This window comes from Microbulbifer celer, assembly GCF_020991125.1.
Taxonomy (GTDB): Bacteria; Pseudomonadota; Gammaproteobacteria; order Pseudomonadales; family Cellvibrionaceae; genus Microbulbifer; species Microbulbifer celer.
On sequence record NZ_CP087715.1, the window covers coordinates 3,402,244 to 3,417,130 of the forward strand.

At 54.3% G+C, this 14,887-nt stretch carries 13 protein-coding genes; 8 read left to right on the forward strand and 5 right to left on the reverse strand.

Going from position 1 to position 14,887, the window contains the following annotated elements; genetic code table 11:
* Positions 1-36: 36 nt before the first annotated feature.
* Both LPW13_RS14110 and LPW13_RS14115 read right to left on the reverse strand, forming a co-directional pair.
* Positions 37-441 carry a hypothetical protein gene (locus LPW13_RS14110; RefSeq protein WP_230436329.1) on the reverse strand — a complete coding sequence of 135 codons (405 nt, stop codon included), beginning with the start codon at positions 439-441 and terminating at the stop codon, positions 37-39.
* 9 nt (positions 442-450) lie between these two features.
* On the reverse strand, positions 451-1,347 hold the full coding sequence (locus LPW13_RS14115; RefSeq protein WP_230436330.1) for an SPFH domain-containing protein: 897 nt from the start codon (positions 1,345-1,347) through the stop codon (positions 451-453).
* 128 nt (positions 1,348-1,475) lie between these two features.
* On the opposite strand from LPW13_RS14115, the gene LPW13_RS14120 reads away from it, so the two are divergent.
* Both LPW13_RS14120 and LPW13_RS14125 read left to right on the forward strand, forming a co-directional pair.
* The gene (locus LPW13_RS14120; protein WP_230436332.1) at positions 1,476-1,706 is read left to right on the forward strand and encodes a DUF350 domain-containing protein; all 231 of its coding nucleotides are present in this window, start codon (positions 1,476-1,478) and stop codon (positions 1,704-1,706) included.
* A gap of 7 nt (positions 1,707-1,713) precedes the next feature.
* The gene (locus tag LPW13_RS14125) at positions 1,714-2,526 is read left to right on the forward strand and encodes a transglutaminase-like domain-containing protein (RefSeq protein WP_230436334.1); all 813 of its coding nucleotides are present in this window, start codon (positions 1,714-1,716) and stop codon (positions 2,524-2,526) included.
* Positions 2,527-2,644: 118 nt separating this feature from the next.
* Here the strand turns inward: LPW13_RS14125 and LPW13_RS14130 are convergent, their stop codons facing one another.
* Entirely contained in the window at positions 2,645-5,035 is a 2,391-nt protein-coding gene (locus LPW13_RS14130) for a zinc-dependent metalloprotease (RefSeq protein ID WP_230436336.1), read from the reverse strand.
* Positions 5,036-5,388: 353 nt separating this feature from the next.
* On the opposite strand from LPW13_RS14130, the gene LPW13_RS14135 reads away from it, so the two are divergent.
* Together LPW13_RS14135 and LPW13_RS14140 are read left to right on the forward strand one after the other, a co-directional pair.
* Positions 5,389-6,207: a sulfite exporter TauE/SafE family protein gene (locus LPW13_RS14135; protein WP_230436338.1), complete on the forward strand. Its 819-nt coding sequence runs from the start codon at positions 5,389-5,391 to the stop codon at positions 6,205-6,207.
* Between the two features lie 73 nt (positions 6,208-6,280).
* The gene (locus LPW13_RS14140; protein WP_230436339.1) at positions 6,281-7,426 is read left to right on the forward strand and encodes a pyridoxal phosphate-dependent aminotransferase; all 1,146 of its coding nucleotides are present in this window, start codon (positions 6,281-6,283) and stop codon (positions 7,424-7,426) included.
* 143 nt (positions 7,427-7,569) lie between these two features.
* Here LPW13_RS14140 and LPW13_RS14145 read toward each other — a convergent pair whose 3' ends face one another.
* Positions 7,570-10,110 carry a TonB-dependent receptor plug domain-containing protein gene (locus tag LPW13_RS14145; protein WP_230436341.1) on the reverse strand — a complete coding sequence of 847 codons (2,541 nt, stop codon included), beginning with the start codon at positions 10,108-10,110 and terminating at the stop codon, positions 7,570-7,572.
* 307 nt (positions 10,111-10,417) lie between these two features.
* Here LPW13_RS14145 and LPW13_RS14150 point away from each other — a divergent pair, with 307 nt between their 5' ends.
* The 3 genes from LPW13_RS14150 (at position 10,418) to LPW13_RS14160 (ending at position 12,734) form a co-directional block, all read left to right on the forward strand.
* Positions 10,418-11,230, forward strand: coding sequence for a DUF2884 family protein (locus LPW13_RS14150; RefSeq protein WP_230436343.1), 813 nt, complete (start codon positions 10,418-10,420; stop codon positions 11,228-11,230).
* 86 nt (positions 11,231-11,316) lie between these two features.
* Entirely contained in the window at positions 11,317-11,886 is a 570-nt protein-coding gene (locus tag LPW13_RS14155; protein ID WP_230436345.1) for a hypothetical protein, read from the forward strand.
* Positions 11,887-11,891: 5 nt separating this feature from the next.
* Complete coding sequence (locus tag LPW13_RS14160; protein WP_230436347.1) at positions 11,892-12,734, forward strand: hypothetical protein; 843 nt, start codon at positions 11,892-11,894, stop codon at positions 12,732-12,734.
* 58 nt (positions 12,735-12,792) lie between these two features.
* On the opposite strand, the gene LPW13_RS14165 is transcribed toward LPW13_RS14160, so the two are convergent.
* Entirely contained in the window at positions 12,793-13,311 is a 519-nt protein-coding gene (locus tag LPW13_RS14165; RefSeq protein WP_230436348.1) for a peroxiredoxin, read from the reverse strand.
* A gap of 254 nt (positions 13,312-13,565) precedes the next feature.
* Here LPW13_RS14165 and LPW13_RS14170 point away from each other — a divergent pair, with 254 nt between their 5' ends.
* On the forward strand, positions 13,566-14,879 hold the full coding sequence (locus tag LPW13_RS14170) for a zinc metalloprotease (RefSeq protein WP_230436350.1): 1,314 nt from the start codon (positions 13,566-13,568) through the stop codon (positions 14,877-14,879).
* Positions 14,880-14,887 lie beyond the last annotated feature (8 nt).

Below are 14,887 nucleotides of genomic sequence, written 5' to 3' on the forward strand. Positions count from 1 at the left end.
CCTGACTGGTTTTTCAGCAGCCTGCTAGACGCTGACTTAACCGTCAGTGCTTTCAGATTTTTGCGCCTCGCGTAACTGTTCCAGCTTCTTGCTGGTTTCTTCAGCGCTTTCGCGTACGGGCGCAAGGTTATCCAGCTCGCCTTTGTGGCGGAGCGCGCGCGCTCTCGCTTCTTCTTCCGCACTGTAATCCGGCTGCAGCACCAGCCTGGGACCATTACTGTTAAAGCCAATCAGCACCCAGATAAAGAACAGCAGACACAGAAAACGGATGACCAGGGTACGGTCCAGCAGCCAGTGCATCCCCTGCCCGTGGCTGCGCAGGAAGCGTACCCGCAGGAAGATATTCAGTGCCAGCAGCACGCAGGCGGCTATCACGATCCAACTGGAGAGACCGCCGAGGGCGGTCATCAGCCAGTTGGCAATCTGCGCATTGAATTCCATCGATTCCCCTCAGCGCTTGCGTGCGACCTGTTTGACCTGATCGGTAAATACTGCCTGCTGCAGCCCGATGGTGCCCAGCGCTTCCACCGGCACAAACACCTTGTTCTCGGATTCCGCCATACGATCGAGTACTTCCAGTGTGCGGTAGGCGAGATACTTATCCGTTACTGATTTGGCCAATAGATCATTCACTTCTTTCTGCCCCATGGCTTTTTCACGGGCAACCGCGCGGTTCATTTTTTCCCGCTCAAGATCCCGCTCCATCTGGATTTTCTGGATCTCGAACTGGGCCTTTTCCTGTTCGATCAGTTCGCGGCGCTCGGCGGCGCGCTCCTTGGCCTCGGTGATGACCTTGGGAAACTGTACGTCGGCAATGCCCAGACGCTTGATCTTGATCGGGGTTCCGTCCAGGGAGGTCGTGACTGCTGAAAAAAGTTCCTGGCTCAACATTTCACGGCTGGAAGCGATTTCGTTAATGGAGTACTTGGCGATCACCCGGCGCACCACATCCCGGATCACCGGCTGTGCATAGGTGCTGTACACCTGGTTCACAGAGATATTGTCCTGGCTCGGCGGTACCCGATCAAAAATATTATCGATGTAGGTTTCGTTGACGGAGCCGGTCATGCGGATATCAAAGCTCATATTGAGCTGATCCTTGGGCATGAACAGCTTGAATTTCTCCATATGACCGAAGTCCGCGGTGGCGAGCGTAACCAGTTTATCGCAATAGAAAATACACGGATCCAATCGGAATTTGGACGGTGGTACCGTATTGGGCTTGTAGCCATTCTTGGTGAGGATTTTGCCCACGTGGGCCGGGGGCACTTCCACCCGATCGCCACAGGCCACCAGGCCCAGAATCAGACCGGATACAATGAACAGCTTTGACAACTTAGACAGCATCGGATTTCCCTTCTCGCTTGAATCAGGAGCGAACCTTAAGGGCTCTCTCCGACAGCCGCAAGCGAATGGGAAATATCGCTCGGAATATGATCTAATTGACTGTCTTTCAACAACACTGGACCCCTGAAGTGCAAACGGAATTTCTCACTGCAACCCTGTTCAATCTGGGCATCAACTTGCTCTATACCGTTCTCGCCATCTTCGTTGCAATGGTGGCATTGCTGATTATCGACAAGAAACTACTGAAGCATGTCGATATCGAGCAGGAGTTGAAAAAAGGCAATATCGCGGTGTCCATCTTTGCCTCCACTATTCTGGTTTTTGTTGCCCTGATTATTTCTTTCGGGCTCAAGGGCTAGGAACACGATGCGCCTGTTACTTGGACTTCTGCTATTCAGCCTGCTGCTGATTTCACTACCGGAAATCCTGCAGCAAAGCCAACCACCAGAAGAGGTGCTGCTGATTCAACGGCAGATGCGCACCGCCGAAAGTAGCGAGGATGCGGGGCGTGAGGACAATCAAAGCGGAACGGTAGTGATCTCCGGCACCAGCTCACCCCTGACGGAATCCATGGTGCAGCGGGCGGTGGGCGCCCAGCCAGAGGAGCGCAGCAGCTACATTTCGATCTGGGACTGGCAGGGTGTTAAAACAGCCACCGCTTCTGCCCGCGGTCTCGACAGTCTGCATCACTTTGCCAACAGCTATCTGGTGGGCTTTCAACCCTTCGAGACCGACGCCCTGTGGGTGCCCCTGTACACTCTCGCCACGCGCAAGGAATACCAGTACGACCATCTACAGTATTCCGGGCTAGCAGACATCTGGCAGACCTCCCGCCAGGCTTACTACCAGAAACGTGGCGACTGTGAGGATCATGCCATTCTACTCGCAGACTGGTTGATCAACCTCGGTGTCGATGCACGAGTCGCCCTGGGCACCTACAAGGGCGAGGGGCATGCGTGGGTGATCGCAGTAGTGAACGACACAGAGTATCTGCTGGAGGCCACCAGCAAACGTCGGCAGTCCAGCTGGCAGGCAATGCCGCTCGCCGCACTGGCAGAGGGCTACGAAGTGGAGTTCCAGTTCAATCGGGACTTCTTCTGGGCGAAAACCACTTCCGCTCCAACAAGAACCTATCGCGGCAAACACTGGGTCCGGAAATCCCAGTTTATTCGCGGTTAATTGTACCGGGTTTATCGCCAAAGGCCGGCGCTGCGGGCCGGCCTTTTACTAAAGGGTTCGAATAGGGATCAAAACACTACACCCAATGCACTAAGTCCGGTGTATTCAATTTAAGTCACTAAATGGGAGAACCCGGCGGCATCGATTTGATATCTGCAGGGCTCACTTCCAGATTTCCCGCCATAAATTGCGCTATACGTTGTGCCTCATAAAAGTAATGCGCGTTATAGCCTTGTGGATCTCCCCCAAACAGTTTCATGCGGCCAATAGCGTGCTGGATTTTTGCCAGTTCCAGACTCGCCTGCCCACGTGCCGATGACGGGGCCTTCTTATTGCTCGCGAGCAACATCAGCTGATGGATATACACGTGGTTGACGCGCTGGTGAATCGCCGCCTCCAGATTCTCATACCGAGCACTGGATATGGCATGCTCCGTCAACCGGGACAGCATAGCGCCAAAGCTGGGCCCATCTCCCCGCCTTGCATGCTGCTGCTGTAACCGCGCCGCACGCGCCGGATCGAGCAGAATGGAAAAAGTATGGCCCGCAGCAGCCTCGGCCAGCGCGACCCCGTCAAATGCGACACCGGTATAAGCCGGAGCACTCTCCCTGGTGCGGGCGTAACCGTATGATTTAGGTGGTAAAAGGTTCAACACATCTTCCGGCAGGGTGAGGAATTCTGGCTCAAGGGTTGTCACCAGTGCGTCTATGGCCTGTTGTTGCTTTTCCACGGACACCATGCGGAAGCTATTCGCATCCGCGTTATTATACTGATAATCGTAATCCAGCCCCCCGATCAGTTTGCCTACAGCTTCCACCTGGTAACGGTGACCGTAATAGACTGGTACCAGGGTTTCATCCAGTGACGATCGCGGGACATCCGGGCGGTTTGCCGCGGCACTGAAGTTCTCCAGTGCATGACGGCGCATTGCCACCATACGCTCAAACTCTTCCAGTGGTCTGGCGCCGTTATCCCACAGGTGAGATTCGCTGTGGGCATTATTGATCGCGCGAGAGTCCGGGTCGGAGATAAATCGCAATCCCCGGTGCTCCGCCTCTTCAATAATACTGGCCAGGTACCGGCTTCCATCCTCTGTGATGCCGTATCCATAGCGGATTGCGATTTCGTCCCAGGCACCGATACCCGTCGTGTAAGCGGTTTGAATGGATGCCTTGCCGTCAGTCAATGTGACCAGTGGTGCCGGGTAATCCATGACCGAAGCGCGGTTTTCTGTGCTGGCAATAAAATTGTGCGCGAGCCCCAGGGTATGCCCCACCTCATGAGCGGAGAGCTGGCGAATCCGCGCCAGAGCCATGGCCTTGAGATCCTCGGTATCCGCATCTTGCTCGCCGTAAGGCTGTAACAATCCTTGCGCGATCAGAAAATCCTGACGTACCCGCAGAGAGCCTAGGGTGACATTGCCTTTTAAAATCTCGCCAGTGCGCGGGTCCGAAATAGAATAGCCGTAGGACCAACCGCGGGTGGAACGGTGTACCCAGTTGATCACGTTGTAGCGCACATCCAGCGGGTCCACGTCTTCCGGCAACAACTTCACCTGAAAGGCGTCTTTGAAACCGGCCGCCTCAAACGCCTGGTTCCACCAGCTTGCCCCTTCAATCAACGCACTGCGTACCGGCTCCGGCACACCGGAGTCCACATAGTAAACAATGGGCTCCACAACCTCGTCACTGTCCGGCTTCTTCTGTAACCGGTGGCGGTAGATCAAGCGCTGATCCATTGGCATATCGATGGGCGCAGCGTAATCCCGGTAAGTCAGCGGGAAGTAACCCGAGCGGCTGTGGAAGCGTCGCGGTTGATAACCGTCCTCGGGCAATGCGACCAGAGAAATATGCTGGCGCAGCGTGATCAGTTTCGGTGTGGGCACAACTTCTTTGACATGCTCACCGGGCTTGCTTCCGGAAAATGTCAGTTGCGCTTCAAATTCGCTGTTTTTGGGAAAGGCCTTGGTGCGAGGCAGGTATATTGCCGACTTGCTTTTATCGATGGCGTAGCTACCTTGCTTGGTGTCTTCCAACCTCTGGGCAATGCCGTGCTGGTCGCTCAGCAGGAATGGGGTAAAGTCCACCAATACGCTGCCCGCGCCTTCCGCCTTGACCTCGAACCCCCACAGAATCGATGAAGCAAAAGCTTCCTCCACCGCGCGGCGCTCTGCCGCATTCTCTGTCTGTGCACGGTATCGGGTATTTACCTGATGCATCAGCACCTTGTTACCAACCCGTTCAAAGGTGATCAGCCGAGTATCCCCCACCTGGTTGCGGTCCAGGCCAACAGGGTTGGAGCCGAGCCCCTGTGCCAGTCCGGTCAATAGCAGCAGCTCGCGATCAAACTGGCCAACTTCCAGGTACAAACGTCCCTGTGCTGAATCCCAGTAAAAATCAAACAGGCCCTCCTGCTTTTCCATCTTCGCGGTAAAGGTGTCGATATTGGCAGCACTGGCTACACCGGTCACCACGCTGAAAAGAACAATCAACAGTAATCTCGGGATCACTGACGCCCCCTTTTAGTCGAAGTTATGAGTTTGATTCTGATCGTGATTTTGCACTCAGAAGGCTATTCGTGTCGAAGACTATCAGTGTCTAGACGATTGAAAGTCGATTCCGCTCAATTGTAAGCATGCACCAGATTTATGCTGGCGTGGTGCGCTTCTTTACCTGAACCGCGAACGTAACTCCAGACTGGCTTCATATGAATTGTCACTTGCGTTCGTTTGGCCCCTGAAAGCCCTCCACTCATCCCAACCACCCCCAGGAGACGCCTGCTTCGACTCCCGCTGCCCGCAATTGGCACAGTTAATGCTTTTTACAGAAAAAGTTTGCTAAGAGTCTGTGCAAAGGGGCACCTATGAGCGTCGAAGAAATCACTCTGTTTATTCTGCTTCTGTCTCTCGCCGGTTTGGTGGCAGGCATCACTGCAGGCCTCTTCGGCAACGGGGGCGGCTTTGTCGTGGTCCCGGCACTGCTGATGGTATTTCCATTCCTGCACAGTGCATCCAGTGAGTTGATGCGGGTTGCAGTGGGCACCTCACTGGCATCGATCGTGATCTCTTCCGCACGGGCGGTACACGCGCACAATCGTCGCGGTGCGGTGGATTTCAAGGTATTGCGGGACTGGTCACTCTGGGTGGTTCTGGGCGTAGGTGGCGGACTGTATATTGCCTCGTTTACCGACAGTAAAAGTCTTATCTATGTATTTGCTGCGGGCGTTCTCCTTTATTCCGTCTACTTCCTGTTTCCGAACCTTTTCGACAGCCTGAAAGGGAAACTCAGCATGCCCACGGGAATGGCACGCGCGTCGCTGGCCAGTTTTCTCGGCGGCTTTTCTTCACTGTTGGGGATTGGCGGTGGCACCATTACGGTGATGACCATGGTGCTGTGTAACCGGCCCGCGCACCAGGCGGTGGCAACTGCATCTGGCGTGGGCTTTCTGATCGGACTGCCCGGCGCTGTAGGCTTCCTGATTATGGGCCTCGGCGCACCAGATCTGCCCATGGGCTCCGTCGGCTACATCAATATCCCCGCACTACTGGCTATCTCACTATTCTCCGTCATTTCTGCACCGATCGGTGCGCGCTGGGCTCACAGCCTGGACGAACTTCACCTGAAACGCCTGTTTGGCCTCTACCTGATTCTGGTTTCCATCACCATGTTTGCAAAAGCATAGCGGGTAAAGAGTGCTCTTTAAAAGTGCTGACCCAAAAAATAAAAATCCACCTCTACCATCGGGAGCTACGAGAATGCATAAAAAATTAAGCCGCAGAATGTTCATGCAGGGTGCTGCGGCCGCCCTTTCGGCGACGGCGGCGGCGCGAATTACCGCTGCCCCCAGTAAAGAAATGGTACGACCGCAACCCATCTACGGGCCTCCTCCTGGCGTTGCCAAGCTGAATGCCAATGAAAACCCATACGGTCCCAGCCCCGCCGCACTCAAAGCCATGATGGAAGCGAGTCAGAAAGGGGCATACTACGTTTACGACAGTGTGATGCGGTTGAAGTCGATGATTGCGGAGCGCCATGGCGTTACTCCGGATCATGTGGCGCTGGGTTCCGGTTCCAGTGCGGGGCTCACTGCGGCGGCGATCGTTGCTGGCCGCGAAGGCAATATTCTCGGCCCCGACCTGTTTTGGGACACAACCTCTCGTGTAGTGGAAATCCAGAATCTGGGCAAGATTAAACGTCTGCCCAAACTCGACTCGCTCGCCATCGATCTGGATGCGATGTACAGCGCCATTGACGATTCCGTATCCATGGTTCAGGTCACCAACCCCAACAATCCAACCGGTATGCTGATCAATCCGGTAAAAATGCGCGAGTTCTGCCTCAAGGCATCGAAAAAGTGCACCGTACTGGCAGACGAGGCATACAACGAGCTGACTGACAGTAGCGACGCCAACACCGTCATCCCGCTGGTCAAGGAAGGCCACGATATTATCGTGGCCCGTACCTTTTCCAAGATCTACGGCCTTGCCGGTATGCGCGTCGGTTACCTGATTGCACAACCGGAAAAGATCGAGCAAATGCAGCGTTTTGGTATCGGCTGGTACGGCCTCAATCAGGCCGGTCTCGCGGCCGCGATCGCCTGCTATGAAGACCACCGCTTTATGGATTTCTGCCGTGGCAAGGTAAAGGAAGCGCGCGAAATGGTTGCGTCAGCGGTAAAGGAGAATGGTCTGAGTGCACTGCCCTCGGTGACCAACTTCATGTTCGTCAATCTGGGGGATCTGAATGCCGAAACCTTCCGCCAGGAAATGGAAAAAGAAGGTGTGCTGATCCGCGGTATCTATCGCGACTACACCAACTGGTCCCGGGTCAGCATGGGCCATCTGGAGGATGTGGAAAAATACACCTCCGCCCTTCCCAAGGTACTTCATCGCATGAGCTGAATTCACGCAACAATCGCCCCAAATGGCCAGCTCTGCTGGCCTTTTTGTGTCTGTTATTGAATGCCTAATGGTCAAAAAAATCCCCGCAGAGCGGGGATTAACCATGGTAGAAGACACACCGTTGGTTTGTAAGATTGTAAACCTTAGAAGTTGTGGTTCAGGCTCATGTAGTAGAAACTCCCCTGCCAATCCACAATCGTACCCGCCATATAGATGGCGCCGCAGCATTCATCTCCGAGCTGATCCATTTCCGGGTACTTATCAAAGATATTGCGGCCACCGATACTCACGTTTGTCATCTCGGTAATGTGGTAACGACCTTCCAGGTCCACCTGAATCACAGGGTCATACTCCTGAGTATCGCCGGCCTCGAAGTTTTCATAGCTGCCATACCAGTTGGCTCGAGCCATGATTGATACCGGTCCGATGTCGTGCAATGCGGTTACTGCACCACGCAATTCAGGCTGGAAATTTTCGAAGTCGAATTCATCCTCTTCATTCAGGTATTCACTGGGGTCAGAAGCGAACTCAGACTTGTTGTAGTTAAACGACGCCGTAAGATTGGTCACGCTGGTATCGGACCAACTCAGGGGGTAGGTCGCCACCACATCTACACCCTGGGTGCGGGTATCGAATGCGTTGGTGAAGTAGAACACACCGCCGATGGATTCCGCCCCTACGACTCCAGCGTCCACCAGTGCCAGATAGTTGTCGTATGCCGCACCGGAGTCCGTCTCTGCAGAAACATCCAGTGTGGAAATCGCGTAAGTGCGATCATCCACATCGATACGATAGAAGTCCACGGTCATGGAAAGCGCATCGAAGTCGGCAGTAAAGCCGAAGGTATAGTTGATGGAGGTTTCCGGCTTTAACGCCTCCGCTCCCAGCGCCTGCGCAACCGGACTGGTAGCCGGGAACAGACCGGTAGCAACCGGGAAGCCGTTGGGTAAACGTGTGGAAACGTTTGTGGTCCCCTGCTGGCCCGGTGTTGGCGCACGGAAACCGGTACCGACGGATGAACGCAGGCCGATGTTTTCCGTCAGGTCGTATTGCATTGCGAGCTTGCCTACTAGCTCGGAATCAAAATCGGAGTAGTCTTCAAAACGCATTGCTCCCTGCACAAACAGCCTATCGGTCACGTCAGTACTCAGGTCACCGTAGATCGCGTAGGAGTCCCGGCTATAACTACCGGAGTATTCCGGTGAGTAGCCGGGGAAGCCATTGGAACCCACGCCTACAACGGTATAGACCGGGTCGTTTTCATCCGCGCAATTCAGGCTTGAACCACTATCGATCACCGTCTGCCCCGCTGCGGTGGGCACAGCGCCATCACAGAACCCCCAGGGGTCTGGGGTAGCATAGGGGCCGGCCGCGTAGGAAGCTTCATCCCCACCGGTGAGTTCGTAGGACTCGTCCATATAGCTCAAGCCAAATGCAGCCACCACCGGTGCGTGCATACCCAGTTCCAGCGCCTTGGAGAAATCTGCCTGTAACTGCACCTCCTCATTGGCCAGGGTGCCCGGCCTGAAAGAAGTCGGGCTCGCAGGCCCCATGGATGGGTTGATGGTATTTTTCAGGGTGTAGTCGATATCGCTGTAACCATAGCGTGCGCTGAAGTCGTACAGCACACCGGACAGCGTTTCACCTTTCAGCCCGCTCGCCAGTGAGTAATCGGTAACTTCACCGGCGAATCGAGGGGTGAAACCGCCGGGGAATTTCTCCAGCGGGCTATAGATCGAACCGTCTTGTTTTCGCAGATCTTCAATAGTGCCATTCCCGGGATAACGATAGTAGAAACCACCATCTGCCGAACTCTCGGAATAGTTACCGAACGCGTAGATTTCTTTGCCGCCACCCAGATCGTATCCGGCATTAAAGAATAGCCGCGAACCTTCGGTATTTGGCTGCCCCCAGGGCTGAACTACATCTCCTTCCAGAGATGCATTTTCTGCTGCGGCAATAAATTCTGGACTCTGCTCGTCAATGCAGAACCAGCTTTCGCAATATTGTTCAGAGCGGGAGGTGAAGTCTGACTGGGATACCTCGCCGGAGATACTGAAGAAACCGTCGTTACCGATGGGCATGCCTACGTTGCCAGTGGCAGTCGTCTGGAAGCCATCGCCTTCGGTGTACTCACCGGCGCGTACACTGACCGATCCGCCTTCCGCATTATCCTTCAGGATAAAGTTGATCACGCCGGCAATGGCGTCCGAACCATATTGCGCTGCCGCACCATCGCGCAGCACCTCTACCGACTTCAGTGCGGAACTCGGAATGGTCGCAATGTCCGGCCCCTGGGTACCGGAACCACCAATCTGCACCAGCGCGGCGCGATGACGACGCTTGGAGTTGACCAGAACCAGGGTTTTATCGGTGGGCATGCCCCGCAATTGTGCCGGGCGGACAAAGGTGCCGCCATCACTGATGGGCTGACGGTTAACATTGTAAGAAGGTACCAGCGTTTTCATCACATCGTTGGTATCTGTATAAGAAACCGACTCCAGAGCCTCACTGCCGAATACATCTACCGGCACCGGCGAGTCAGAAACTGAGCGGGGTTTTCCCCTGACCCCGGTTACCGCCACCTCTTCGATTTCCTCTTCCGCCATCGCGGGTTGAACCGGCGCTAATGCCCCACCGGTAATCATTGCCAATACCGCATAACTGAGAGTTTTACGCTTCATGTGCCACCTTTTGCTTTTACTAATGCCATAACCATTATTTTTATGAGGCAAAAGCTGCCCGTGCCGCGCAAACTGGTGCGAAGCAGATAGGTACATCAATATCGTGGGTGCTTTCTGGTGCAGTGAATACTGCAACCTCTTATATGGCTGATTCAGCAATATGCGTGCCAGCTATTTACCCTTTGGGCACAATCGGGGCATAGAACATGTTTCAAATTTTTTTGAACCGGGTGCATCTGAACGGAGTGATCATGTAGTCCCAGTTAGAACAGCAACAACGAATGGCTTCAGATACGAAGATTTATCTATGAAGAACACTTTGATACTTCTGACTTCCCTCTCACTGGCAATCCCTGCCCTCTCTACCGCGGGGGACGTGGATCTGGGTATAGGCGAGAGTGATTGTTCGGTAGAGCTCAACCACAACACCCGTGTAGGGCCTGACTTTTTCGAAGTCAGCCGCGAAGATACACCACAGCGCCTGCGCTTCGACCAGAAACGACCGGCCGAAGTAATGATTGATAATACCGCACTCCCCTTGAATGCCGCCCAGCAGCGACAGATGGAGGTATACCACGCCGGCCTGTATCAGTCCGGCCAGGACCTTACCCAGATCACCGTGGATGCGGTAGATATCGTCATGGAGGGAGTGGGAATCGCGCTCACCGCCCTGGCCGGTGCCGACCACAAGGATACAGTGGAATTCCGGGCGGTAGCTGATGAGCTGCGCAAGGCAACTCGCGAACGCGTCACGGCCCAAGATGGAGTGTATGCCCTGGGCGAAAACTGGAGTAATGATATCGGCAGCACCATCGAAGAAACCGTGGAGCGCGAACTGGAACCACGGATTGAAAAAATTGCTATGGAATCCGCGGGCAATATCGCCTGGCACGCGCTGAAAGCGGTATTTACCGGTGGTGCCAGTATCGAGCGCGATGCGGAAGCGGCAGCCGACGCTGCAGAAGAAATCGTGGAAGCGCGCGCGTTACAGCTGGAATCCCGCGCTGAGAACCTGTGCCACAACCTGGCGGTAATGGACACCATAGAAGTTGACCTGCAGAGCGTGACACCTCAGCTGAAAGATTTTGATCTGATCAGTCTCGACGCATCTACTGATTGATCGGCGACTCAAGACTTCGTCAAGAAGCCCCCCAAGACTTCAGGCTGCCTAGTGCGGCCTTTTTTTTATCCGCGCCCTTGTGAATCTTGGTTTCAAGTATTATTGACGAGCTTGGGACCTGGAAAACCCCAAAACAAAAAATTGAAGAATGGAAGTCTGGCCCCGACGAACTTGCAGAAGTACTGATTAATACCCAGAAACAGTATTGGGGAGAAAGCGATCAAACCCATCACTGGTATATTTTCGGACATGGTAGCAAGCTGCTTGACAAGGCACTGTCTAAAGTAGAACAACTGGGGCACGGTGGACTCAGTCATCATGAATTCAGCTTTATTGAACCCCGCACCAATCTCGGCGCAGTTCTGGATAAAATCGATCGTCTTGGAGGGCACTTCAATAAAACGCTTTCGCTGAAATCCATCGGAGCAAAATTCCATCAGGCACTGGATGCGGATGCCACCGTCGCCGGTTTACAGGCACACGATAAAAGCTGGACAGACCTCGATCAGAAGTTGCGTCCCAGCGCTGCCCTGTTACAAAAGGTTGATAGCGTTGTTCAGGGAGTTTCAGCCAATCCTCAGCAAGTTGCGAGTTTTTCCAGTAAGAACTTTGTGGCGCTGGTGGACAAACTCTCAGAAAGCCTGGCGTGGGGATAAGACCGATGGACGACCTTATCGACCAGCATAAAGTGCTGGACTACTGCGCTTTCGAAGACAGCTCCATCAGCTGTTATGATCTATCCGGAATCCAGCTTGTTTTTCCCGGGGAAATTGCCGAACCCCATGAATATCACCCGGGATATATTTCGCATTGCGTGGATATATACGACCACGAGGTCTTTGAGCCGTACATATCTCCTCTTTGCCCCAGAGATTATAACAACAACCGTCCCAAACGCAGCTATGCGGATATATCTACCGTCTGGTGGCGACATTTCGTGCCATACGACTCTCAACTGGCAGCAGTTGGCAGCTGTAAGATTGATATACGCGTAATCTGGCCTGCATCGGATGCGCATCCATTCGAAATCAACTTTACTGATCGTGACAGCTTCGAAAGTGCCTGCTTTGATATTGCTAACGAGAAGGAGCTTGATCCGAAGGCTTTTCTTTATCCCAAAAAATTCGATGAGCTAATCCACCACAACATCAAAAACCGACACTGGGTCCAGGCTAACCACGGAAGCTATTCAGTACATCGTCATTACACTTTCTATACCGCCCTCACCAAAGACCATCTTCTGAAACTTGTGTTCCGCCCTCACGGCTACTGGGACCAGGGCACCGAGCCCCCACCAGAAACACTGAAAAAAGTGTTTGTGAGCTTCTGGGACTTTATGGACAAGCTGACCATTATCGAAGAGAGGGCGCAGCAAACCCGACAACCCGGTATTGAGCTGAAGGGCGAGGCACTGGAACGCCATCGGTTTGAGCAGGAACAGGCGCGTAAAAGGTCGGAAAGGAAACTTCAATCCGCTCTCGGGGATTCACTGGATGGCTGGTAAGAAAACCCGCATCGAGTGAACTTTGGGAAGGCCGCACAAGCGGCCTTTACTTTGTCTGTCACTCTTTCCGCGCTACGCCCAACTCTCCGAGCGTTGCCGCCATATCCTGTGCACTGCTGGCCGGTTTGATATCCCGGTCGATCTTCAGGATCTTGCCATCCTTGCCGATATAGAAGGTCACACGCTTGGCCATATTCAGTACCGGCATTTTTACATCATAGGCTTCGGCCACTTCACCGGTGGGGTCGCTCAACAGTGGGAAATCCGCTTTCTGCTCATCGGCAAATTTCTTGTTGTCCTCCACCTCGTCGGTACTGGCCATAAAGTAGGCGGCGTCGTACTCGCGGATCAGGTGCCCATTTTCCGCCAGCGACTTGCACTCGATGGTACAGCCCTTGGTGAACGCCTTCGGATACCAGGCGACGACCACCGCCTGTTTACCGCGGTAATCCTCCAGGGAATAGGTCTTGCCATCGGAAGCTGCCAGGGAAAAAGCGGGAGCCTGATCCCCTACTTCCAACGCAAAAGCAGGTAAAGCGATTGAAAAACACATCGCCAGCAAGAATAACTTTCTCATTTCTTTCTCTTCCTTAAATTCAAGCCTCCCTGACGGAGACTCTGACTGATGATTCACCCTTGGCCACATGACAGCAACCACTGGAAACGATCAAATTTTAACCGTAGAATCGCGTCTTTTTTGCGCTGTCGCAAAATCAACCGGAATGGATTGCAGGGGGCTCCGGTAACAGCAGCACCAGGGATTGGGGCCGATTCAATAACCTCTGGACTATGGCCAAGAGTCCGGCACGAAGCAACCTCAATTCCGATAACATGCAATTCAGTACCTTCCGGCTGCTTAACCTCTCCCTACTGTGCCTTTTACTTGCTGGATGTGGCGGTGGAGGCAGCGGCGGCGATACACCGAAGTCAGAGGTCGATCAGGCTCCGCCTCCCTCCTATTCACCCGATTCTTCCGGTGGCACTTCTGATACGTCCGCGGGCGCTTCCGGATCACAATCCGGCGGGCAGACGGCCGAGGGCAGTTCCAGCAGGGTTCGCCCAGGGGACTATGCCACCATCGCCAACTGTCCGTTGATCGCGGGCAACGAGACCGCCGAATTCAAGCTTCTGTTCATCAACCTGGACAAGGCCCCCTATTTCGATGAAATCGTAGACGATGCCATCCACAATCAGTTTCAGGCACTGGCGCCATTCCGGGACTTTTTGGGACATTTTGCTTTTTATTCACTGGCGTTGAGCGGGTCGGACGCACTCGGGTGTGAGAAAACCGGCAACAGCAGCGGCGCCTCGTTCGCCTGTGATGACGACAAGGTGCATCAGGCAATTCTGCAACAGTGCGACATCGACGATATCCACGGCGTCATGAAAGTGGTCATCGCTGATACCGGCTACGGTGCCTCCGGGGGCGAGATCATTTATCTGGGCAGTGACAGCAACTGGCCGGATACTGGTACTGCCCTGTACAACCTGCGCAATCTGGTAATCCATGAGATCGGGCACAATTTCGGGCTCGCGGATTTGTATGACGGCGGCGTCAATGCGGACGGCTCCGCTGTCACCGGTTGGCCCAGCGATCTTTCCCGTCAGTGGCGCAACCTGGATGGCCCCGGGTGCGGCAAATGGTGCAGCAGTTTCAAGCCAGCTTCCGAGTATACACAATCAGCCAGCGCCGCCTGCCAGACGTTTGAGAGCAAGGACAGCTGTATCAGTTACAACCGCAATGACGACGGGCAATGTGAAACCAATGACGATGGCACCGTCACCTGCTGCGCCTGGTCGGAAGATACCGTCGACGATTATTTCGGGGGCCAGTGCACCCCCGCCTGGGGAGAGGAAAATATCGGCCTGGACTGCCTGCAAGGCGCCGGCTGCTTTTACGGTGGATCCTACGGGAACAATTCCTGGCGACCGGTAAAAAGTGTGTCCGAGAGCATCATGTACGGTGCCGTACAGTCGGATGCGTTCGACAGTGTGTCAGAACGGGCGCTGTCGGAAGCCATCCGCTGCTGTGGGACGGCTGACGACAGCACGGCATCCTGCACGGCATTCCGCGATGAATTTTCCCTGTTCCTGAAAGAGCACCAGCCATTCAAGGAGCGCGTTGGCTCCTGCGGGTTCAATTAGTCGCAGAC

Excerpts from the sequence above, each read along its gene's own strand:
- LPW13_RS14110 (WP_230436329.1), bottom strand. The coding sequence starts at position 441 with ATGGAATTCAATGCGCAGATTGCCAACTGGCTGATGACCGCCCTCGGC.
- LPW13_RS14115 (WP_230436330.1), bottom strand. The coding sequence starts at position 1,347 with ATGCTGTCTAAGTTGTCAAAGCTGTTCATTGTATCCGGTCTGATTCTG.
- LPW13_RS14125 (WP_230436334.1), top strand. The coding sequence starts at position 1,714 with ATGCGCCTGTTACTTGGACTTCTGCTATTCAGCCTGCTGCTGATTTCA.
- LPW13_RS14135 (WP_230436338.1), top strand. The coding sequence starts at position 5,389 with ATGAGCGTCGAAGAAATCACTCTGTTTATTCTGCTTCTGTCTCTCGCC.
- LPW13_RS14140 (WP_230436339.1), top strand. The coding sequence starts at position 6,281 with ATGCATAAAAAATTAAGCCGCAGAATGTTCATGCAGGGTGCTGCGGCC.
- LPW13_RS14145 (WP_230436341.1), bottom strand. The coding sequence starts at position 10,110 with ATGAAGCGTAAAACTCTCAGTTATGCGGTATTGGCAATGATTACCGGT.
- LPW13_RS14150 (WP_230436343.1), top strand. The coding sequence starts at position 10,418 with ATGAAGAACACTTTGATACTTCTGACTTCCCTCTCACTGGCAATCCCT.
- LPW13_RS14160 (WP_230436347.1), top strand. The coding sequence starts at position 11,892 with ATGGACGACCTTATCGACCAGCATAAAGTGCTGGACTACTGCGCTTTC.
- LPW13_RS14165 (WP_230436348.1), bottom strand. The coding sequence starts at position 13,311 with ATGAGAAAGTTATTCTTGCTGGCGATGTGTTTTTCAATCGCTTTACCT.
- LPW13_RS14170 (WP_230436350.1), top strand. The coding sequence starts at position 13,566 with ATGCAATTCAGTACCTTCCGGCTGCTTAACCTCTCCCTACTGTGCCTT.